17 protein-coding genes and 2 pseudogenes are annotated in these 18,732 nt (G+C 72.5%); 7 read left to right on the top strand and 12 right to left on the bottom strand.

All coding sequences use genetic code 11. The features are described 5' to 3' along the window. Nucleotides 1-20: 20 nt before the first annotated feature. From DK389_RS25370 to DK389_RS25380, 3 genes are read right to left on the bottom strand one after another with little or no spacing between them, the layout of a single operon-like run. Nucleotides 21-1,253 (bottom strand): efflux RND transporter periplasmic adaptor subunit, encoded by a 1,233-nt coding sequence (locus DK389_RS25370; protein ID WP_109893821.1) that lies wholly within the window; start codon nucleotides 1,251-1,253, stop codon nucleotides 21-23. 16 nt (nucleotides 1,254-1,269) lie between these two features. Next, entirely contained in the window at nucleotides 1,270-1,881 is a 612-nt protein-coding gene (locus DK389_RS25375; RefSeq protein WP_109893823.1) for a TetR/AcrR family transcriptional regulator, read from the bottom strand. Then, nucleotides 1,878-2,177 (bottom strand): hypothetical protein, encoded by a 300-nt coding sequence (locus tag DK389_RS25380; protein WP_109893825.1) that lies wholly within the window; start codon nucleotides 2,175-2,177, stop codon nucleotides 1,878-1,880. The genes DK389_RS25375 and DK389_RS25380 overlap by 4 nt, the downstream gene beginning before the upstream one ends. A 553-nt stretch (nucleotides 2,178-2,730) precedes the next feature. On the opposite strand from DK389_RS25380, the gene DK389_RS25385 reads away from it, so the two are divergent. Continuing rightward, nucleotides 2,731-3,531: a lytic murein transglycosylase gene (locus tag DK389_RS25385; protein WP_109893827.1), complete on the top strand. Its 801-nt coding sequence runs from the start codon at nucleotides 2,731-2,733 to the stop codon at nucleotides 3,529-3,531. 144 nt (nucleotides 3,532-3,675) lie between these two features. On the opposite strand, the gene DK389_RS25390 is transcribed toward DK389_RS25385, so the two are convergent. Continuing rightward, nucleotides 3,676-4,782, bottom strand: a complete 1,107-nt coding sequence (locus DK389_RS25390) for a DUF2778 domain-containing protein (protein WP_109893829.1) — start codon at nucleotides 4,780-4,782, stop codon at nucleotides 3,676-3,678. A 315-nt stretch (nucleotides 4,783-5,097) separates the two neighbouring features. On the opposite strand from DK389_RS25390, the gene DK389_RS25395 reads away from it, so the two are divergent. Beyond that, nucleotides 5,098-6,120: a substrate-binding domain-containing protein gene (locus DK389_RS25395; protein ID WP_109896836.1), complete on the top strand. Its 1,023-nt coding sequence runs from the start codon at nucleotides 5,098-5,100 to the stop codon at nucleotides 6,118-6,120. Nucleotides 6,121-6,147: 27 nt separating this feature from the next. On the opposite strand, the pseudogene DK389_RS35775 reads toward DK389_RS25395, so the two are convergent. The 3 genes and pseudogenes from DK389_RS35775 to DK389_RS25405 form a co-directional block, all read right to left on the bottom strand. Then, nucleotides 6,148-6,418, bottom strand: a pseudogene (locus tag DK389_RS35775) (hypothetical protein). Nucleotides 6,419-6,511: 93 nt separating this feature from the next. Beyond that, nucleotides 6,512-6,709 carry a hypothetical protein gene (locus DK389_RS25400; protein ID WP_109893831.1) on the bottom strand — a complete coding sequence of 66 codons (198 nt, stop codon included), beginning with the start codon at nucleotides 6,707-6,709 and terminating at the stop codon, nucleotides 6,512-6,514. 92 nt (nucleotides 6,710-6,801) lie between these two features. Continuing rightward, nucleotides 6,802-7,065, bottom strand: a complete 264-nt coding sequence (locus DK389_RS25405; RefSeq protein WP_109893833.1) for a hypothetical protein — start codon at nucleotides 7,063-7,065, stop codon at nucleotides 6,802-6,804. Nucleotides 7,066-7,383: 318 nt separating this feature from the next. Here DK389_RS25405 and DK389_RS25410 point away from each other — a divergent pair, with 318 nt between their 5' ends. Both DK389_RS25410 and DK389_RS25415 read left to right on the top strand, forming a co-directional pair. Then, nucleotides 7,384-7,656 (top strand): hypothetical protein, encoded by a 273-nt coding sequence (locus DK389_RS25410; protein ID WP_109893835.1) that lies wholly within the window; start codon nucleotides 7,384-7,386, stop codon nucleotides 7,654-7,656. Nucleotides 7,657-7,963: 307 nt separating this feature from the next. Next, complete coding sequence (locus DK389_RS25415) at nucleotides 7,964-8,239, top strand: hypothetical protein (RefSeq protein ID WP_418291972.1); 276 nt, start codon at nucleotides 7,964-7,966, stop codon at nucleotides 8,237-8,239. A gap of 27 nt (nucleotides 8,240-8,266) precedes the next feature. Here the strand turns inward: DK389_RS25415 and DK389_RS25420 are convergent, their stop codons facing one another. Continuing rightward, nucleotides 8,267-12,205 (bottom strand): autotransporter outer membrane beta-barrel domain-containing protein, encoded by a 3,939-nt coding sequence (locus tag DK389_RS25420; RefSeq protein ID WP_162560851.1) that lies wholly within the window; start codon nucleotides 12,203-12,205, stop codon nucleotides 8,267-8,269. A gap of 847 nt (nucleotides 12,206-13,052) precedes the next feature. Here DK389_RS25420 and DK389_RS25425 point away from each other — a divergent pair. After that, complete coding sequence (locus DK389_RS25425; protein WP_109893839.1) at nucleotides 13,053-13,265, top strand: hypothetical protein; 213 nt, start codon at nucleotides 13,053-13,055, stop codon at nucleotides 13,263-13,265. A gap of 16 nt (nucleotides 13,266-13,281) precedes the next feature. Here the strand turns inward: DK389_RS25425 and DK389_RS33500 are convergent, their stop codons facing one another. After that, the gene (locus DK389_RS33500; RefSeq protein WP_194075109.1) at nucleotides 13,282-13,497 is read right to left on the bottom strand and encodes a hypothetical protein; all 216 of its coding nucleotides are present in this window, start codon (nucleotides 13,495-13,497) and stop codon (nucleotides 13,282-13,284) included. Between the two features lie 206 nt (nucleotides 13,498-13,703). Between DK389_RS33500 and DK389_RS25435 the strand changes: the two are divergent. Both DK389_RS25435 and DK389_RS25440 read left to right on the top strand, forming a co-directional pair. Beyond that, nucleotides 13,704-14,737: pseudogene (locus DK389_RS25435) on the top strand (histone deacetylase family protein). Between the two features lie 159 nt (nucleotides 14,738-14,896). Then, complete coding sequence (locus DK389_RS25440) at nucleotides 14,897-15,142, top strand: hypothetical protein (protein WP_109893841.1); 246 nt, start codon at nucleotides 14,897-14,899, stop codon at nucleotides 15,140-15,142. Between the two features lie 49 nt (nucleotides 15,143-15,191). On the opposite strand, the gene sucD is transcribed toward DK389_RS25440, so the two are convergent. Genes sucD through sauS form a run of 3 tightly spaced genes read right to left on the bottom strand, consistent with a single transcriptional unit; the run spans nucleotide 15,192 to nucleotide 18,717 of the window. Beyond that, nucleotides 15,192-16,100 carry a succinate--CoA ligase subunit alpha gene (gene sucD, locus DK389_RS25445; protein WP_194075110.1) on the bottom strand — a complete coding sequence of 303 codons (909 nt, stop codon included), beginning with the start codon at nucleotides 16,098-16,100 and terminating at the stop codon, nucleotides 15,192-15,194. After that, complete coding sequence (locus DK389_RS25450; protein ID WP_109893843.1) at nucleotides 16,097-17,224, bottom strand: succinate--CoA ligase subunit beta; 1,128 nt, start codon at nucleotides 17,222-17,224, stop codon at nucleotides 16,097-16,099. Before DK389_RS25450 ends, sucD begins: the two co-directional genes overlap by 4 nt. Next, nucleotides 17,221-18,717, bottom strand: a complete 1,497-nt coding sequence (gene sauS / locus DK389_RS25455) for an acylating sulfoacetaldehyde dehydrogenase (protein ID WP_109893845.1) — start codon at nucleotides 18,715-18,717, stop codon at nucleotides 17,221-17,223. The genes DK389_RS25450 and sauS overlap by 4 nt, the downstream gene beginning before the upstream one ends. Nucleotides 18,718-18,732 lie beyond the last annotated feature (15 nt).

The following is an 18,732-nucleotide window of genomic DNA, read 5'->3' on the forward strand; positions in this document are numbered from 1 at the left end:
GATGGGGGAGGCGGGCCGCCTTACGGCAGGCCGGCCTCCGCGGTGTCGCGCGGCGCGGGCGTCGCGGCGACGGCGGGCGCCGGCGTCGCGGTGAGGACGGGGCGCACGCGGTCGCCCTCGCGCAGGAAGCTGCCGGCGCGGGCCACCACGCGCTCGCCCGCGTCGAGGCCGGCGCGGACCTCGACATCGTCGGCGTCGGAGAGCCCGGTCCGGACCTCGCGGGCCTCGACCCTGTCGCCCGAGACCACGAGCACGCTGCTGCGCTTGGCCCCGCCGTAGAGCACGGCGGCTTGCGGCACGGTCACGCCGCGGGTGCGGGCGAGCTCGACGCCGCCGCGCACGAAGGTGCCGATGCGCAGGCGCGGGTCGGCGTCGAGGCGGACGCGGACCTTGCCGAGGCGGGTGGACTTGTCGACCTCCGGATAGACCGCGCGGATGCTGCCCGCGACGCGCTCGCCGTCGCCGATCTCGATCCAGGCGGCCTTGCCCTCGCGCAGGAGCGGGAGCTTGGTCTCGATGACCTCGCCCTCGAGCTCGATCTCCCCGCGGGCGATCATCCGGAACAGGGGCTCGGCCGAGGCCGAGGCGGCGAGGCCGACGCGGGCGGTGCGGCGGCTGACGATGCCGGCCTCCGGCGCCCGGATCTCGGTGCGGGCGAGCCGCAATTCGAGTTCGGCGCGCAAGGCCTCGGCCTGCGCCAGATCGGCTCTCGCGATGACGAGCCCGTTGCGGGCGAAGGCGAGCTTGCCCTCGGCCTGGCGGAGCGCGGCCGTGCGACCCTCCATCACCGCCGCGGTGGCGTTGCCGGTCTGGAGGAGCTGCCTCGCGCGGTCGTGGGCGAGACGGGCCTCGAGCTCGGCGGCCTCAGCCTGCTCGATCGTGCTCTGCGCCTGGGGGATCGCGGCCCTGGCCTTGTCGACGAGGGCGTTCTGCTGGGCGAGCTGCCGGTCGATCAGGTCGCGGGAGAGGCGCGCCAGGACCTGCCCGCGCTCGACGCGCAGGCCTTCTTCCGCGAGCACCTCGGTGACGCGGTAGCCCTCGATCTCGGGGCTGACCAGGATCTCGTCGCGCGGCACCAGCGTGCCGGTGACGACGACGGTCTCGACGATCTCGCGGCGGGCCGCCTCGACCACGCTGATGGCGGGCGCGGGCCGGATTCCGGCCGGGGCCGGGCCGGTCTCCGCCAGGGCGGGCGCCGCCGAGAACCCGAGGGCGAGGAGCGCGGGACCGACGCGGGAGAGGATGGAGGTCATGGGCTTTTTCGTCCCGTCAGCGGTCGATCGGGCGGCCTGCGAGGCCGGTCTCGATCAGCGCGAGGAGGTGGGCGACGGCCGGAGCCGGGTCGTAATCGTCGGCCACCGCGCGGTTCACGATGATGCCCTTCATCAGGGGGTTCATCGCCTCGTAGAGCGCGGCGGCGTCGCGACCGGGCCCGGTCGCGAGGGCCGCCAGCGTCTCCACGAACCAGGCGCGGGCCTCCGCCTCGCCCCGTGTCACCATGGCGGCGATGTCCGGGTTGCGGGTGGCCTCCGACCAGATGTCGACGCGCAGGATCGCGGTCTCGCGGGTGATCGCCAGGAAGTAGCGCTCGATGATGCCGATGAGCGCGCCGTGCCGGTCGCCCGCGCGCTCCATCGCCTCGACGAGGGCCATGCCGCGCTGGCGCTCGCGCTCCGCGAGGCCGAGGACGAGGGCCTCCTTCGACTGGAAATAGCGGTAGAAATTGCCCGGGCTCATGGCGGCCTCGCGGGCGAGGTCCTGCATGGTCGTGCGATGGAAGCCGTTGCGCACGAAGCAGGCCTCGGCGGCGTCGAGGATGTGCTCGCGGCGCGCCGCCTGGCTGCTGCGGGCGTCGAGAAGGGTGCCGGCGGCGGCGCTCACGACAGGCGGCTCCCGAGCCGGCGGACCGCCTCGTCCCGCGTCCGGACGGGGCCGCAGGCTTGAGGCCGCAGGTCGAGGCCGCCGCAGACGCGCGCCTGCCACCCCGTCGGCCCGGCGCCGGTCCAGCCGACGAACGCGAGCCATCCGAGCACCAGGAGGCCCCCGAGGAGGACGTTCATCGGCGAGGCGAGGACGCGGAGCTGCGCCCGGATGCGCAAGCGGCGCGGCAGAACACGCCGAAGGGCGCCTCCGCGCTGGGGCGGCAGGGATCGGACGACGCGGCTCGACAGGTGCATGCTGGCTCCTCCGACACCCGTGTAATGAACGTTCATTCTCACGTCAATGAACGTTCATTCTCATGCGTGCGCGGCGTCCGGCCGCTCACCCCATCTCTCCCGTCCGGGAGAGGTCGAGTCCGCGGAATGCGAACCGGGTGAGGGGTGCGACCTCTCCGGAAAGACCTGGATCCCTCCCCCTGTCCCTCTCCCGAACGGGAAAGGGGATCCGCGCCCGGCCCAGAACCGTGGCGATGTCCTCACTTCCGTCGCGCTCCGCAGGACGAGCCGGGCGCCCACCTCTCCCGTCCGGAAGGTCTGAGTCGGCGTCAGCCGACCGGGTGAGGGGTGCGACCATTCCGGAGAGGTCGCATCCCTCACCCCAACCCTCTCCCGAACGAGAGAGGGAGCCGCGCTCGCCCCTCCGCGTCGCATCATCCCGGCACCGGAACGCTTCGCTTACCTCCGCGGGGGGCTTGCCTAGACGCCGACGAATCCGCATGGCACGTCGGAGCGGCCAAGGTCGCGCGCCGTGGGCCGCGGTTCCCGGACCCGTCGCATACAGGAGTTCTGGATGATCACGAGTCGGTACAGGAGATCCGCGGCGGCGGCCGCCCTCGCGGCCCTCGTCGGCCTCGCCGGCCGCGCGGAGGCCGCGCAATGCGGGAATTCCGCCGCCGGGTACGAGGCGTGGAAGCGGGAATTCGCCGACGAGGCGCGCGGGCGCGCCAGCGCCGCGAGCCTCGCCGCCCTGATGCAGACCTCCTACTCGTCCCCAACCATCTCGGCCGACCGCGGCCAGAAGAGCTTCAAGCTCTCCCTCGACCAGTTCCTGGCCAAGCGCGGCGGCCCGGCCATCGTCTCGCGCGGGCGCGCGCTCAAGCAGCAGAACGCCGCCCTGTTCGCCTCGATCGAGCAGCGCTACGGCGTGCCTCCGGGCCCGCTTCTGGCCATCTGGGGCATGGAGACGGGCTTCGGGGCCGTGCGCGGCAACATCAACACGCTCTCGGCCGTGGCGACGCTGGCCTACGATTGCCGCCGCTCCGCCTATTTCACGGACCAGCTCTACGCTGCCCTGACCCTCGTCGACCGCGGGCTCCTGACGGCGAACACGCGCGGCGCCGCGCACGGCGAGGTCGGCCACACGCAGTTCCTGCCGAAGAACGTGCTGAATTACGGCACGGGCGGCAGCCTCGACAGCGCCCCGAACGCGCTCAACGCCACCGCGAACTTCCTCAAGGCCCATGGCTGGCGGGCGGGCGCCGGCTACCAGCCGGGCGAGCCGAACTTCGCGGCGATCCAGGGCTGGAACGCGGCCTCCGTCTACCAGAAGGCCATCGCGCTGCTCGGCCAGCGCATCGACGGCGGCCAGTAGGCCCCGCCCGCCTCTCGCGCTCGGGCGGTCTCAGTCCGCGGAACGCGGACCGGGTGAGGGGCACGCGTCATCCGGAGAGGTCGCCCCCCTCTCCCGAACGGGCGAGGGAGCCCGTCGCGCCCGGCTGAGACCGGAGATCTCGTCTCAGCCGCCCGCCCGTCCGGTCAGGCGGTCCCACAGGCCGATGCGGCTGCCGCCGGCCGGGGGACCGTCCTGCCTGGAGCCCGCCACCACGACGAGGCGGCGGACCTCGCCGCGCAGGAACGCCTGCAGGAAGCGGTCGTATTGCCGGAAGACCACGCAGCCGTTCGAGGCGCCGCTCGGGCCGAGCATGTAGGTGTGGGCGAGGATGCCGTCGCGCCCGTGGATGGCGGCGCTGCCGCCGACCGGGTTGAGGCGGATCGCCCGCACGCCGTGGAACAGCCGCTCGCGCTCGGTCAGGTCGTAGGTGCCGGGCGGCGTCGAGCCGCGCATGCGCAGATGGACGTGGCGCGGGTTGTCGAGGCTCGCCCCGAGGCCGGAATGCGCCTCCAGCACCTCGCCGCCCGGCAGGTAAACCCGCGCGGCGCTGATGTCGTAGATGGCGGTGCCGGCCCCGGGCGACGGGGCCGGGCTGAGGCGGGCGCGGGGCGAGTCGTCGATGCCGTCGCGCTGCGGCGCCGCGTAGGCCAGGGCCGGGGCGGCGGGCGGCTCGTCCGCTCCGCCGAGCATGCGCTCGAAGAAGGGGCGCTCCGCAGTCGCGGCGCTGAAGACGCTGCGGGTCGAGGGCATCGGCGTGCGGCCCGCTTGGCGCGGCGTCATCGCGGCTTCGAGGCGCCGGAATTCCGGAGGGCGCGGCACCGGCAGGGGCACGGTCGGGGCAGGGCGGGGCGCCTCGACGGCCGCGAGCAGCGGGGCCGGCTCGACGCGCCGGGGCTCCCGGGGCGGCGGCGGGATCAGGCCGGCCTCGGCCCGCCGCGCGGGGGCGAAGGCGGCGGCCTCTGCGGACAGGGGTTTCGGGTCGAGCATCCAGGCGGCGGCGCCGGGCGCCGCGAGGGCGAGCGTCGCGCGGATGGGGGCCTCGGCCGGGGCGGGAGCGGCCGGGCGCGGCTCGGCGGCCGCCGATTCGGTTGGCCTTTCCCCCTCCGGAAGAACGGAGGCGAGGGAGGCCGCGACGCCGATGCCGACGAAGGCGAGGCTTAAGGCGCGGCTGAGGCGGCGCCGGCGGAGGGACGCGGCGGAACGGCCGGACGGGTACGCAACGTGGACCATGCGGGGCAGACTCGGGGTACGTGCTTCCCGCTCAGGCCGGCCGCGCGGGCACGCTCCGGATCCATCCGCGCGCCAGCGCGAATGCCGTCCGGTCCGTGGTCACCGATGCGGGGATGATCGACCTTGAGCCTCGCCCATTGAGCGCTGGTTTGGTTAATTTTGGCTCAATCGGATGATTCTTGCGGTCGGATCCCGCCTTCGGCGGTCGGAAACCCCCGGATCGGCCGGCCGGCCCAGCGGGCGCGCGGGGCGATATGCTATGAGGCGCAGCGATGGTCCCGCCGGGGCCGGATGCGGGTGGGGGCGACGCGCGACATGACGGAACCGGCCCGCGCCGACATTGCGGTGGAACTCGGGCTCGGCGGCGTGCTGCGTCTCGGCACCCGGTGCGTTCCCGTGGCGGACACGCTCGCGCTCCTCGCCGCCATCGAGGCGACGGGATCGGTGCAGGGCGTCGCGACCGCCCTCGATCTGTCCTATCGCGCCGCCTGGGACCGCCTGCGCAGCCTGGAATCGGCGCTCGGCCAGCAGCTCGTGCGCAAGACGCGCGGCCACGGCACCGCCCTCACGCCCGTCGGCCTCGCCCTGGCGCGCGCCCTGTCGGAGGCGGCGGCGGGGCTGTCCGCGCCGCTCGCCCGGGAGGCCCGCGCGATCGAGGCGCGGCTCGCGAGCCTGATCGGCGGCGCGCCCCGCCCGCTCGCGATCGCGGCGAGCCACGACCTCGTGCTGATGGACACGCTCGCCGCGCTGGGGGATTGCGACATCGCCGTCGTCGGCAGCAGCCAGGCCGTGCAGCGGCTCCTCGACGGCCGGGCCGACGTGGCGGGCTTCCATTGCGGATCGCTCGGCCTCGCCGGGGCGGGGGCGCCCTTCGTCGAGCTCGTCGACAATCCGGGCCTGCGGGTGCGGCCGCTGTTTCACCGCGAGCAGGGCCTGCTCCTGGCCTCCGGCAACCCGCTCGGCGTCCGCTCCCTGCGCGACCTCGCGACGGGGCGGGTGCGCTACGTCAACCGCCAGAAGGGTTCGGGCACCCGGGTCTGGTTCGACCGGATGCTGGCGGAGCTGGGTCTCGCGCCGGCCGCGATCGCCGGCTACGGCGTCGAGGAATTCACCCACCAGGCGGTCGCCGCCGTGATCGCCACCGGCACCGCCGATGCGGGCCTCGGCGCCCGTTCGGCCGCCGAGCGGTTCGGCCTCGATTTCCTCAGCATCGGCTGGGAGACCTACCATCTCGCGGCGAGCGCGGCCCTGCCGGAGGAGCGCCTCGATCGGCTCGTCGCGGCGGTCGCGGCGCGGGCGGGGCGCGCCGCCGGCTATCGGCTCCCGGAGCCCGCCTGAGGCGGCGGGCCGCCGGTGTTCGCGATCTCAGTAGGGATAGCCGTAATAGGGCCCCGGTCCGGGCTCGCGGGGGTAGCGGGCCGGGTAATCGTAGCGCCCGCCATAGGCCCGGATGTAGGGGTCTAGGCGGGGTTGCGGTAATTGCCGTTGTTCACGCCCGCCGAGCGGTCGTTGCCGGATTCCGCCGCGTAGGGCGAGAGGCCGCTGCCCGAGCTTCCGCCCCCCGCGCCGAGGCGGCGCCGGTGAGCGCGATGAGAAGGGCGGCCGCCAGAGCGGTGCGGGTCGTCGTCGTGCCCATGGTGATCTCCGATGTCGGTCCCCGAGCCAACGGGGCGGCGAAGGCCGCAGTTCCGCGGCCGCGCCTCCCCTCGCGAGCCGCCCGGGCCGATCCTCAGAAATCCGTGCGCCGCTTCGTGTCGGCCTTGCCCGCTTCCTCTTCCTCGGCCTCGGTTCCGGGGCGCTCCAGGGGGCCGCCCTGGGCCTGCACGCGGCCGGTCGCGGTGTCCTGCGGGGTGTTCGCCAGCCCCGCGCTCTCGGGCTTGCCGTGCGGCATGCGCTCGGCCTGCGTGTCGGTGCCGTCCTTCGTCATCGGGACCTCTCCTGCGTTGCGCATCGTCTGCGCCAACGCCGGGAGGCGCCCCGCGGTGCCCGAGGCACCCGGGGCAAGGATCAGGGGCGGGATCAGGCCGCGAGCCGCGCGGGGCCGAGGAACCGGACCCAGAGCTCGGCGCCGTTCCCGCCCTGCTTCCGGCAGGTCACCCGCGCGAGCCGCTCGTCGCCGGCGCCGACGGCCAGGACGAAATGCTCGGGAATGCCGGCGGCGCTGATCAGCTCGAGGCGGGCCTCCTCGGCACCGGCCTCGCGGAGGCGGCAGCCGATGATCTCGTTTCCGAGCAGGATCTTGGCGGTCTTGGGGGCGTCGTCGCGCGCGTGGGACTTCTGCAAGGGCAGGCTCCTCCGGTTCGTGTTGACGGCCCCCGTCCTCGCGGGGAAGCGTGACGAAAGCTTGACCGTTCGGGCACGTGTCCCGCTCCGTACGCTCGCGTTCCGTCCCCGCTCCGGAGATCGCGCGCCCGGCCGATCCGGTCCGGACGCGCGCCGTCAGGATGGCTCTCCCTCGTCTTCGTGTCCGGCCCCGACGGAACGACGCGGCGCCGGCGGAATTGCGAGAGGAGCCGGCCCGTCCGCGGCGCACTTCGGCGCGGACGGGCCCCATCGGGCGGTTCGGGGGCGCGTCCGCGCCCGAGCGGGAGGTTCGGGAGCATGTCCGACGTGGATGGGAAGCGGGCCGAGATCGTCGCCCGCATCGCGCAGGAATTCGGGCTCGGCGATCCGGCCGCGCTCCCGGCCGAGGACCGGGCGCGGGTCGAGGCCGCGACCGGGGCGATCCTCGAGGCCGAGGCGGTGCCGCCCGCCAGCCCGGAGTTGCGCCGGCTGATCGCGGAGTACCGCCGGCTCCAGGATCTGCGGGCCGGCGAGGACAACGTCCGCCTCGCGGAAGCCGGCGAGGTGTTCGCGCCGGAGGACGACGCCTGAGCGTGGATCCGCGCACGAACCGTGCGCCCGCGCCCATCCAGTCATCCCTGGCATACCAGCCCAGCGTGCATGGGAATTGCCACGGTTGCGAAACGGCTTAACCTGACTCCATCGCTGTTCCGACGGCGTTCCTCCCAAGGCTTCGCCCGCCCGGTCTCCCGACCGCGGCGGGCTCTTTCTTGCGCGGGCTCGGCCGCTTGCGGCGGGCCGCCGCGACCATACCTACCTGTCGGAAGGCGAGCCGAAGTTCCGCCCGCCACCGCGGCGCGTCCCGCCGCGGCTGCCACAGACCCGTGAGAACCCTGAGATGATGCGCGCGCTCCTCGCCGGCCTCGCCCTCGTGACGGCGGGCCCCGCCCTGGCCCAGATCCTCCCGGGCCCGCTTCCGGGAGCCCGGCCGCCCGGCGTGGTGATCCAGAACCAGCCGAACACGACCGGAAACAGCCGGGACGTCGTCATCGCCCCGGGCGCTACGGGCGCCGAGACCATCACCACGAACTCCGCCGCGGGCGGCAATGCCAGCTTCCCCGAGCGGGCGATCCCGAACGGCAGCGCCAATGGCGGCGGCGGCGGGAGCCGCTGAGCGCGGCCCCCACCGCCCGTTACCCCGTCAGAAGTTGTAGCGGAGCCCGCCCCGCACGGCCTGGATCGAGTCGGTCGAAGCCACCTCGGCGTCGTAATTGACGAAGCCGGTCAGCCCGGGCGCCAGCAGCGTGCCGATGCCGAGGCCGATCAGGGCCCGGTCCCGGTCCAGGCGGCGGCCCGTGACCGCGAAGGGCACGGCCGGGGCAAGCGCGAAGGCCGCGCTGATCGTCCGGCTCACATCGGCGAAGTCGTGCACATAGGCGGCCTTGAACGCCACGGTCACGACGCGCCCGCCGAGCGTGGCGGAGGATTCGAGCCGGCCGCCGACGAGGGTGCGGGCCGAGAGGAAGTCCTGCGCCGCCACGTTCAGGTTGAACAGGCCGCCGCCGACCTCCCGCCCCCGGTCCTGGTCGAAGGTCGAGACCTGGAACCCGACGAAGGGCGCGACGACCTGTCCCGGCGCGTAGGCGACGCGGTAGCCCGCCTCGCCCGCCGACAGGAACTGGTTGCCGCTGATGGTGCCCCGCCCCCCGTTGCCCTGTAGCGCCGCGAAGACGGGCGCGCGGTCGAGGCGTCCCTCGGCGCGGGCGTAGCCGAGGGCCGCGTTCGCGTAGAGCGCGCCGTTGGTGAGGCCGCCGTAGACGCCGACCTGGCCGTTGTCGGTGTGCGCCCGCTCGCCGGTGCGGCCGAGGCTGACATCGACCGAGCCGTAGCCCGCCGAGATGCCGAGCACGGTGCCGACCTGCGGATGCAGGTCGATGCCGCCCGCGAATCCCGCGATGGTCTCGGCGCGGCCGGCGGCGTTGGGAGTGCTCTCCACCCGGCCGAACTGCCCGTAGCCGGTCGCCCAGACGCCGTAGCCGCGGCTCGTCTCGATCACCCTCGGCTCCGGCACCGGCGCCCGCCGCGGCAGGTCGGCGGCGTAGACGGTGGGCGGCAGGGTGAACTGCGTCGGGCCCGGCTCGAAGGTCGCGGTGTAGGCGCGCGAGACGAGCTGGTCGGTGAAGGCGCGGCCGGCGCGCAGCTGCGGGTCGGCCATCGAGGCATAGCCCTGGCCCGCGGCGCGGTCGAGGATTCCCGCCAGCGCCGCGTTGCTCTGGCTGTCGAGGGCGAGCAAAGCCGTCGGGTTGCTCGCGAGCGCCGCGTCGAGGCCGCGGGCGGCCGAGGCCTGGTTCGGCGTCTGTGCCACCAGCGCGAAGCTCTGCTGGGTGAGCGTGACGTAGGCGTTGTTGGCGTCCTGCGAGGCGACCGGCCGGATCAGGAAGGGCAGGGTCCCGTCGCTGGTCGCCGCGGCGAAGGCGCCGCGCACGCCGCCCTGGGCCGTCAGCACCGTGTAGCGGGTGCCCGGCAGGATGCCGCCGGCGGTCGGCTTGACCTGGACCGTGCCGTCGAGGGTGGCCGTGCCCGACACCGCGAGCCGCGCGGCCTGGCCGGCGGGCGCGATCGCGCTCTGGAGCGTGCCGCCGGCCGCCTGGACGTAGGTGCCGGTCACGGTGAGCGTGCCTGTCGGCGCGGCGGCGCTGCCCGGGGCGACGGTGCCCGCATTCGTCAGGTTGCCGCCGATCGTGCCAGTGCCCCCGAGCGTACCGGCCGCACCGACCCGCGTCGCGGCGTTGAGGGTCGCGTTCACGGTCAGGCTGCCGCTGGTGACGGAGGCTCCGCCCGAGAAGGTCTGCGTCGTCCCCGCGGCGAGCGTGTAGGCGCCCCCCGCCTGCGACAGGCTGGTGAAGCCGACGACGTTGCTCGCGAGCGTGCCGGTGCCCGACAGGTTCAGGGCGTTGGTGCCGCGGCCTTGCGCGGTGATGGCGCCGCCGATCACCGAGCCGGCGCCGAGATTGACCGTGTTCACGCTGGCGGCGACGTCGTTGAGGGTGATGCCGCCGGTGATCGTGCCGGTGTTGGTCAGCGTGTGGCTGCCCGCGCCGAGGACGACATTGCCCGCGATGCGGCCGGCGTTGAGCGTGGTGCTGTTGCGTCGATTGTTGGTGGGGTTCGCCGAATCGGCGTCGACGAGGCGGACGTCGCCGGTGATCGTGCCCGAGGCCGCGTTGGTGAGGCTGGCGTTGCCCGCGCCGTAGATCACGATCGCTTGGCCCCCCGCGGGGCCGGTGATGGTGCCCTCGTTGACCAGCGTGTAGCTGCGCGCCCGGCCCTGCACGGCGCGCGCACCCGTGCCGGTACCGGTGATCTGGCCGCCGGTCCGGTTGGTCACGGTGAGCGCGACGACGTCGTCGTCCGAATCGACCGCCGCGACCGCGGCGGTCCCGGTGCTGGTGGCCGACCGCGTCGCCGAGATCCGGCCGTTGTTGGTCAGCGTCATCGAGGCGATGTCCTCGCCCGCGTAGACGCCGCGCGAGATGCCGACCCCGTTCTCGGTGACGCCGATCGTGCCGTTGTTGACGACCGCGACGTTCGCGATGTCCCCGGAGGAGGAATCGGCGAGCACGCCGTAGACGCGGGTGCCCGCGTTGTTCGCCCGGCCCGCGGCGCCGGTGCCGGTGAGCGTGCCGTTGTTGACCACCGTGGTGTTGGAGCCTGACAGGAGCACGGTCTTGTCGGTGATCGTGGTGTTGACGGTGAGCTGCGCGCCCGAGCCCGTCACCTGGATCCGGCCGCCGACATTCTGGGTCGAGCCCGCCGCGAGGGTCAGGGTCCCACCCGCCACCGTGAGGTTGCCCGACAGGTTCTGGGTCGAGCCGCCGCCGAGCGTCCAGGCCCCGGCCGTCTGGGTCAGGCTCGTGAAGCCGGTGACCGTGCCGGTGAGCGTTCCGGTGCCGGAGAGGTTGATGGCGTTGGTGCCGAGGCCCCTGGCGGTGATGTCGCCGCCGATCGAGGAGCCGGTGCCGAGGTTGATTGTGTTGACGCTGCCCGCGACCGCGCCGGCGGTGGCGACGTCGAGGAACGTGATGGTGCCGGAGATGCGGCCGGTGTTGGTGATCGTCTGGTCGCCGTGGCCGAAGATCAGGTTGCCGTTGATCGTGCCGGCATTGGCGATCGTGCCGGAGCGGCGGTTGTCGATGGGACTCGCCGCATTCTGGTTGTCGACGTCGGTGTTGCGCACGTCGCCGGTGATCACGCCCGTCGCCGTGTTGGTGATGGTGCTTGTGTAGCGCTGCGCGAAGTCGTCGGCGTAGAGGGCGATCGCGGCCGAGCCGGCGGTCGTGTCGGTGCTGGTGATCGCGCCGCTGTTGTTGATGACGAAGGACGAGGCGCGACCTCTGATGGCCTGGGTGTTGGCGCCCGCAGCGGTGATGCGGCCGCCGGCGGCGTTGTTCACCGTGACGGACTTCACGTTGTCGTCCGAGTCGATCGCGGCGACGGCGCTGGTGGAGGCGGTGGCGGTGGTACCGCGCGTGGCGGAGATCAGGCCCGTCGCGGTGTTGCTGACTGTGAGCGCCCCGATCGTCTCGCCCGCATAGATGCCGCGGGCGATGCCGTTGCCATTCTGCTCGACCCGGATCGTGCCGCTGTTCACGATGGCCAGGTTGTCGAAGGTCGTGTTGGCCGGCTGACCCTGCACGCTCGTGAAGGCCCCGTAGATTCGGAGCGTCGTGCTGCCGGCCGGCGAAGTGAGCGCGATCGTGCCGCTGTTGTTGAGGGTGATGCCGCTGCCGTAGAGGTTCACCCCAAAATTGTCGCGGTTCACCGGCGCCGTGTTGGTGATCGTGCCGGCATTGTTGACCGTGCTCGTGCCGTTGACCCGCACGGTCGAATTGCCGGGATTGTTGCCGCCGCTCGTCTGCTGCGAACCGCTGACGGTGGCGCCGGACTGGATATTCACGATCACGCCCGTGGCGCCGGCCGGCGCGACGAAGCCGCCGGTCTGCGTGCCCGTGCAGGTGACGGTCTGCCCGCTCGCGGGCACGGCCGGCTGGCAATCGGCGCGGCCATCCGCCACGAGGACTGCCCAGACCGGCACGCTCATCAGAAGAGACCGGCGCAGAGACGATCCGACCGTCGACATGATACCCCCAAAACTGTCAGTTGTCTTATTGAGACCCGGGCGCGCGGGCGCGCAGCACGTTCAAGCATCAGCGAATGGTGGGGCAGGGGAGTCAATTCTTATCCCGGAGACTCATCCGGGACGCGATGACTTTCATCCCATAGATGCAATTATGGCATTCTTTCGTGCGGAGCTTGCCATTCTGATCGATATACTTATGATGAAAAGGAAATTGGACTGGGAAATTCAGGACGTCAGCGTCAGGATGATTTGGCAATAGCGGCCATCGGCGCGAACGTCGTGTGCCGCGCCCGCCGCACCTTCCACCTCCCTGGAAGTTGTAATTTTCGGCCGAACCGGCGGGCGGGCTCGCGGGTCGCGCGCAACGGCGAGGCCGCGCCCCACTTCCTCCGTCAGGGAGAGGCCGAGGCCCTGTGAGCGTATCGGGCGAGGGGTGCGACATCTCCGGACAGGTCGCACCCCTCGCCCTGCCCCTCTCCCGAACGGGAGAGGGGACTTGCGCCCGATGTGTTGACGTCCCCGATGTGTCGGCGTCGGGGTTGAAGGGGGCCGGCGCCCCACCTCTCCCGTTCGGGAGAGGTCGAGTGCGCGTCAGCGCACCGGGTGAGGGGTGCGACCTCTCCGGAAAGACCTGGATCCCTCCCCCTGTCCCTCTCCCGAACAGGAGAGGGGACCCGCGCCCGGTCCGGTCGAGATTGAAGGCTCCGCCGCGCCCCTTGCCGAGCGGAACCCGCGCGGGACGGGGCGATGAAAATCAGACTTCGGAAATTTCAGGCTTGACCGTTGCGGGATTGCATCATGCAATGTGGCCGCGATTCGCTGGGAACGCGGTTATTCGGAGGCAGGCATGACGCTGGCTGAGATCGCCCGGATCATCGAGGCCAACGGCGCCGAGTTTGCGGACCGGGTCTTCGCCTCGCTCGGCAAGGCCCATCCGGCGGAATTGTTCGAGGCGAGCCCCGCGGCTCAGGACGCCATCGAGATGCTCCGCCGCCGGCGGGACCTGATGATATCCCTCGACATGTGGCCGGCCGCGCAGGCCCTCGACGGGCCCTGTTGAGACGCGGGCCGCAGGCTCACGAACGGTAATCCGGGTAGACGACGCGGACGCGGCGGGGCTCGGGCCGCGCCGATGCGGCCGTCTCGGGCAGAGGAGCGGCCGCGGGCTTGGCCGGCGCAGGCGCAGCTTGGCCCGCCGGCCCGGCAGCCGAAGGGCTCGGCAGCGACAGCATGACCGCGCAGGCTCCCAGGAACGAGACGGTCAGCAAGGCCAGGATGTCGTTCTCGCGCATGTCGGCTCCCCATTGTCCGAAATCAGCACCGCCCCCTTCTCGATGAGGGACGGATTGTCTTCGCGTGAGATCCGTCAGCAGTTCCGGTGCCCGGACCTGGGACAGGCGACAGCGTTCGACAGTATTGGTTAAATCGGCATCCGGAACCCCGCGGCTTCCCCGGACCTCGCCCAGGCTCTAGGCAGAGCGGGGCAGGAGAGGCTTCCATGCGGATCGTCCACGACGCGCGCTCGGTTCGGCACGACCCCACGCAGTTCTTCCGGCGCGGCAGCCTGATCCCGCATCCGGAGCAGGCGGAGCGCTACCGGGTCCTGCGCGACGCCGCGGCCGGGGCGGGGCACCGGCTGACCGGGGCGGCGGATCACGGCCTCGACCCCATCCGCGCCGTGCACGAGGCCGCGTATGTCGACTTCCTGCGCACCGCCTGGGAGCGGCGCGGGGAGATACCGGATGTCGGCGAGGAGATCCTGACGGGGCATTTCGCGCGGCCCCACATGCACCGCGCGCCGACGGGGCTGCTCGGGCGCCTCGGCCTCCACCTCGCCGACACCTCGACGCCGATCCGTGCCGGGACCTGGGAGGCGGTCTACGCCGCGGCGCAGGCGGCGATCGGCGGCGCCGATTGCGCCCTCGCCGAGGGGTGCGCCTACGCCCTGTGCCGGCCGCCGGGGCACCACGCCTACGCGGATTCCGCGGGCGGCTTCTGCTTCCTCAACAATGCGGCGATCGCCGCCGAGCGCCTGCGCGCGGCGACCGGCGGCCCCGTCGCGATCCTCGACATCGACGTGCATCACGGCAACGGCACGCAGGGCATCTTCTACCGGCGGGCGGACGTGCTCACGCTCTCGGTCCACGCCGACCCGGCCGATTACTTCCCGTTCTTCGCCGGCTACGCCGACGAGACCGGGGCCGGGGAGGGGGTGGGCCGCAACCGCAACCGGCCGCTCCCCACGGCTCCGGCGACCGCCCCTGGCTCGGCGCGATCGGCGCGGCGCTCGACGAGGTCGCCGCCGCGCGGCCGGCCGCGCTCGTGGTGGCGCTCGGCCTCGACGCGTCCGAGGCCGACCCGATCGGGGTGCTCCGGGTGACCGGCGCGGGCTTCGGGCAGGCGGCCCGGATGATCGCCGGGCTCGGGCTGCCGACGCTCCTCGTCCAGGAGGGCGGCTACCTCTGCGAGGCGCTGCCGCGCAATCTCGTGGCGTTCCTCGGCGCCTTCGACGCGGGCCGCAGCGGGTTCTGAGAGCTCATCCGACCGAGAAAGACAAAACTTCTCTCCATCTCGCGCCGATGGAGAAGAAACGTCTCGTTCAGAGCGGAAATTTGCAAAACACCACCATTGCTTTGGGGCCCGCCTCCACGACATGAATCCGCGTGATTGCTTGTCGGTATCGCGGCTTCCATGCGCCAGATTCAGTTTGATCCCTTCGGCGAGGCGGTGACGCAGGATCTGCGCGCCGTCGGCCGCGGCGAGGCCCGGCAGGGCCCGGTCTCACGCGCCGTGCTGCGCTCGGGCGTCGGGCTGTTCTGGATCCTGGTGATCGGGATCGTCGCCGCCCGCGTGGCCTATTTCGACCCGGACTTCGCCGAGAAGTTCGGCTCCGTCGCCGCCGTCACGACCTACATCCAGGCCCTGTTCAGCGCCTGAGGCGCGCCCGGGCCCCACGACGGGACCCGGGATCCGCGAGAACACCCGATCACGCGTGCAGGGTGACGCCCTCCGCCGTCCGCGGCAGGCCGAACGCCGCCCGCAGCAGGTGTGGGATCTCGCCCGGCGTGTCGGCGACGGCGACGCCCGCCGCCTCCAGCGCCCGGCGCTTGCCCGCGTAGCTCCCGAAGGCGCCCGAGACGATGGCGCCGGCATGGCCCATCTTCTTGCCGGGCGGCGAGGCGCGGCCCGCGATGAAGGAGACGACGGGCTTGCTCATCCCGGCCGCGTAGGCCGCGGCCTCCTCCTCCATCGATCCGCCGATCTCCCCGACCATCACGATGGCGCGGGTGCCGGCGTCCCGGTCGAGGGCTTCGAGCGCGTCGCGGGTCGTCGTGCCGATCATCGGGTCGCCGCCGATGCCGAGGAAGGCCGACTGGCCGATCCCCGCCCGGGTCAGGTTGAGGCAGATCAGCGTGCCGAGGCTGCCGCTGCGCGAGATGACGCCGACCTCGCCCGGCTGGAAGATGTTGCCGTTGTGCCCCGGCATGATGCCGACGAAGCCCTCGCCCGGCGTCACGATCCCGGCCGTGTTCGGGCCGACGATCCGCGTGCCGCGGCGCGCGGCCGCGTGGTGGATCGCGATCACGTCGCGGGCCGGGATGTGCTCGGTGAGGATCACGACGGTCTTCGCCCCCGCCTCGATCGCGTCGAGGGCGGCCTCGCGCGCCGCTGCCGGCGGGATGAACATCACCGCCCAGTCGAACGGCGTCTCGGCCATCGCGGCCCGGGCCGTCGCGTAGACGGGCAGGCCGAGATGGCGCTCGCCCGCCCGCTTCGGGTTGACGCCGGCCACCACCTGCGTGCCGCAGGCGAGCATCTTCTCGGTCCAGAAGCTCCCCTGCTTGCCCGTCATGCCCTGGACGAGGACGCGGGCGTGCTGGCGATAGATGATCATCGGGCTGCCTCCACCGCGGCCTGGACCGCGTCTTCCATCAGGTCGTAGGGCTCGACGCCGAGCCCGTCGCGCACGAGGCGCACCGCCTCGTCCTCACCGGTCCCGTGGATCGAGAAGAACACCGGCACACTCGGGGCGAGCCGCTTCCAGGCGGTCACGACGCCCTCCGCCATCACGTCGGTGCGGGCGAAGGCGCCGCAGAAATTGACGACGAGGCTCTTCACGCCGGGATTGGCCAGCACGAGGCGGAGCGCCGCCTCCGACTTCGTGTAGGCCTCGCCGCCGATCTCCAGAAAGTTGGCGGGCCGGCCGCCGCAATGGCTGATCACGTCCATCGTAGTCATGGTGAGCCCGGCCCCGTTCGCCAGCACCCCGACATTGCCGTCGAGCTGGATGAACTTGAGCCCCTGGGCGAGCCCCTCGCGCTCCAGGTCCGTCATCGGCTCGGCCGCGGCTTGGCCCGCGAGGTCCGCCTGCCGGAAGGAAGCGGCATCGTCGAGTGTGAGCTTGCAATCGAGGGCGACGACGCGCCCGTCGGCGAGGAGCGCCAGCGGATTGATCTCGATCAGCTCCGCATCGACCGCGCCGGAGATCCGGTAGAGGCCGGCGAGGATGGACGGGATCGCCTCCGCCGCGGCGCCGAGGTCGAGACCCGCGACGAGGGCGCGGGCCTCCGCCTCGCCGAAGCCCCGGTCGAGGTCGACCGCGTGGCGGCGCAGGGCCTCGGGGCGGGTCTCCGCCACCTCCTCGATGTCCATGCCCCCTTCCGTCGAGAACAGGACGAGGGGGCGGCGGCTGCCCGTGTCGTTGAGGATCGCGGCGTAGAACTCGCGGGCGATCTCGGCCCGCTCCTCCAGGAGCACCGAGCCGACGGGATGCCCGTCGATCGTCATGCCGAGGATGGCGCGGGCGGCCTCCGCCGCCTCCTCGGATGAGCGGGCGGCCCTGATGCCGCCGGCCTTGCCCCGCTTGCCCGTCGGCACCTGCGCCTTGACCATGCAGGGGCCGAGATCGGCGAAGGCGCCTTCCGCCTCCTCGGGCGTCCGGCAGAGCACCGAGCGGGGCACCGGGATTCCGGCCGGCGCGAGCACCCGCGCCTTGGCGACGTGTTCCAGGAAGTTCATCGGCCGGCCTCCGCTGCGGTGTCCTCGACGTATCCGATCCGCTCCCAGTGCGGCCCGAACAGGTCGCGCGGGCTCGGCCGGTCCTCGGGGATCGGGGTGACGAGGTGGGTGATGTTGAGGAAGTGGCGGTAGCTCAGGTTCTCGGAGATGCTGTTCTTCTGCCAGGAGCCGCAGCCCATGCTGAGCGTGAAGCCGAGCCCCGAATTGAAGCCGCCGCCGTTGCCGAAGGTGTGGGCGAAGTTCACGAGCACCCGCACCACGTCGAGGTCGGCGGCAAGTTCCCGGGCGCGGGCCATGTCGGTGGTGTGGATGCCGCAGGAATGGCCCTTGCCCTGGTGCTCCAGGATCTCGGCCACCCGCGCCTTCGCGGCGGCGAAGTCCGCCGCCCGGTAGACGGTGAGGACGAGGGCGAGCTTCTCGCCGGAAAACGGGTGGGCGCGCCCGACCCCGTCCTCCTCCACGAGGAAGTACTTCCTGTCCGCGGCCTCCGGCGGCAGCCCGAAGGCCTCCGCGAGGACCGGGGCGTCGCGGGCGATCAGGTCGCGGTTGAGCTTGCCCTTGACCCAGAGCCGCTCGCGGATCCGCTCCTTCTCCGCCGGCGTGCAGAGATAGGCGCCGGCCCGCTCGAGCGCCGCGATCGCCTGGTCGTAGACCGCATCGACGATGACGACGCTGTTCTCCGACGAGCAGGAGGTCGAATTGTCGAAGATCTTCGAGTCCCGGATCTTCTGCGCCGCCGCGTCGAGGTCGGCGGTCTCGTCGATCATCACCGGCACGTTGCCGGCGCCGACGCCGATCGCGGGCGTGCCGCTCGAATAGGCGCGCCGGACGTTGTCCTGCGAGCCCGTCACCACGACGAGGTCGCAGGCTCGCATCAGGGCCTCGGTCGAGTCCTTCGTCACGGGATCGGGCAGGATCTGCACGAGATCGGCCGGCAGCCCGATCCGCTCAAGCTCCTCGCGCATCAGGGTCACGATGCGGGCGGTGGTCCGGTAGCCCAGCGGCGAGGGGGCGATGACGATGGCGTTGCGGCCCTTGACCGCCATCATCGCCTTGTTGACCGGCGTGGCGCCGGGATTGGTCGAGGGCGTCACCGCGCCGATCACGCCCATGGGCTTGGCGTATTTCACGAGGCCCTTGGCGTGGTCCTGCTCGATGACGCCGACGGAGCGCCCGCGCAGCAGGTCGCGGAGCGTCCCGAAGGTCTTGCGCTGCTTCTTGACGATTTTGTCGGCGACGTTGCCGAGGCCCGTATCGGCGACCGCGAGCTCGGCGAGTTCGCGGGCGTTCTCGGGCTTGTAGAGGGACCAGGCGAGCGCCCGCACCGCGGCGTCGGCCCCCTCCTGGTCGACCTCGGAAAAGAGCTTCTGAGCGGCGCGCGCCCGCCGCATCACCGCCTCGACGGGAGCGGGATCGAACGTTCTCTCCGCGGTCTTCGGGGGGATCGGCAGCGGCTCGGACCGGCCGATCGTCGGGGCGACGGCGACGGACATGGGCGACTCCTGGGA

The sequence above is a fragment of the Methylobacterium durans genome (assembly GCF_003173715.1).
GTDB lineage: Bacteria > Pseudomonadota > Alphaproteobacteria > Rhizobiales > Beijerinckiaceae > Methylobacterium > Methylobacterium durans.

What these genes read in the sequence shown, in the direction of transcription:
- DK389_RS25370 (WP_109893821.1), bottom strand. Translation starts at nt 1,253, where the DNA reads ATGACCTCCATCCTCTCCCGCGTCGGTCCCGCGCTCCTCGCCCTCGGG.
- DK389_RS25380 (WP_109893825.1), bottom strand. Translation starts at nt 2,177, where the DNA reads ATGCACCTGTCGAGCCGCGTCGTCCGATCCCTGCCGCCCCAGCGCGGA.
- DK389_RS25385 (WP_109893827.1), top strand. Translation starts at nt 2,731, where the DNA reads ATGATCACGAGTCGGTACAGGAGATCCGCGGCGGCGGCCGCCCTCGCG.
- DK389_RS25390 (WP_109893829.1), bottom strand. Translation starts at nt 4,782, where the DNA reads ATGGTCCACGTTGCGTACCCGTCCGGCCGTTCCGCCGCGTCCCTCCGC.
- DK389_RS25395 (WP_109896836.1), top strand. Translation starts at nt 5,098, where the DNA reads ATGACGGAACCGGCCCGCGCCGACATTGCGGTGGAACTCGGGCTCGGC.
- DK389_RS25400 (WP_109893831.1), bottom strand. Translation starts at nt 6,709, where the DNA reads ATGACGAAGGACGGCACCGACACGCAGGCCGAGCGCATGCCGCACGGC.
- DK389_RS25410 (WP_109893835.1), top strand. Translation starts at nt 7,384, where the DNA reads ATGTCCGACGTGGATGGGAAGCGGGCCGAGATCGTCGCCCGCATCGCG.
- DK389_RS25415 (WP_418291972.1), top strand. Translation starts at nt 7,964, where the DNA reads ATGATGCGCGCGCTCCTCGCCGGCCTCGCCCTCGTGACGGCGGGCCCC.
- DK389_RS25420 (WP_162560851.1), bottom strand. Translation starts at nt 12,205, where the DNA reads ATGTCGACGGTCGGATCGTCTCTGCGCCGGTCTCTTCTGATGAGCGTG.
- DK389_RS25425 (WP_109893839.1), top strand. Translation starts at nt 13,053, where the DNA reads ATGACGCTGGCTGAGATCGCCCGGATCATCGAGGCCAACGGCGCCGAG.
- DK389_RS33500 (WP_194075109.1), bottom strand. Translation starts at nt 13,497, where the DNA reads ATGCGCGAGAACGACATCCTGGCCTTGCTGACCGTCTCGTTCCTGGGA.
- DK389_RS25440 (WP_109893841.1), top strand. Translation starts at nt 14,897, where the DNA reads ATGCGCCAGATTCAGTTTGATCCCTTCGGCGAGGCGGTGACGCAGGAT.
- sucD (WP_194075110.1), bottom strand. Translation starts at nt 16,100, where the DNA reads ATGATCATCTATCGCCAGCACGCCCGCGTCCTCGTCCAGGGCATGACG.
- DK389_RS25450 (WP_109893843.1), bottom strand. Translation starts at nt 17,224, where the DNA reads ATGAACTTCCTGGAACACGTCGCCAAGGCGCGGGTGCTCGCGCCGGCC.
- sauS (WP_109893845.1), bottom strand. Translation starts at nt 18,717, where the DNA reads ATGTCCGTCGCCGTCGCCCCGACGATCGGCCGGTCCGAGCCGCTGCCG.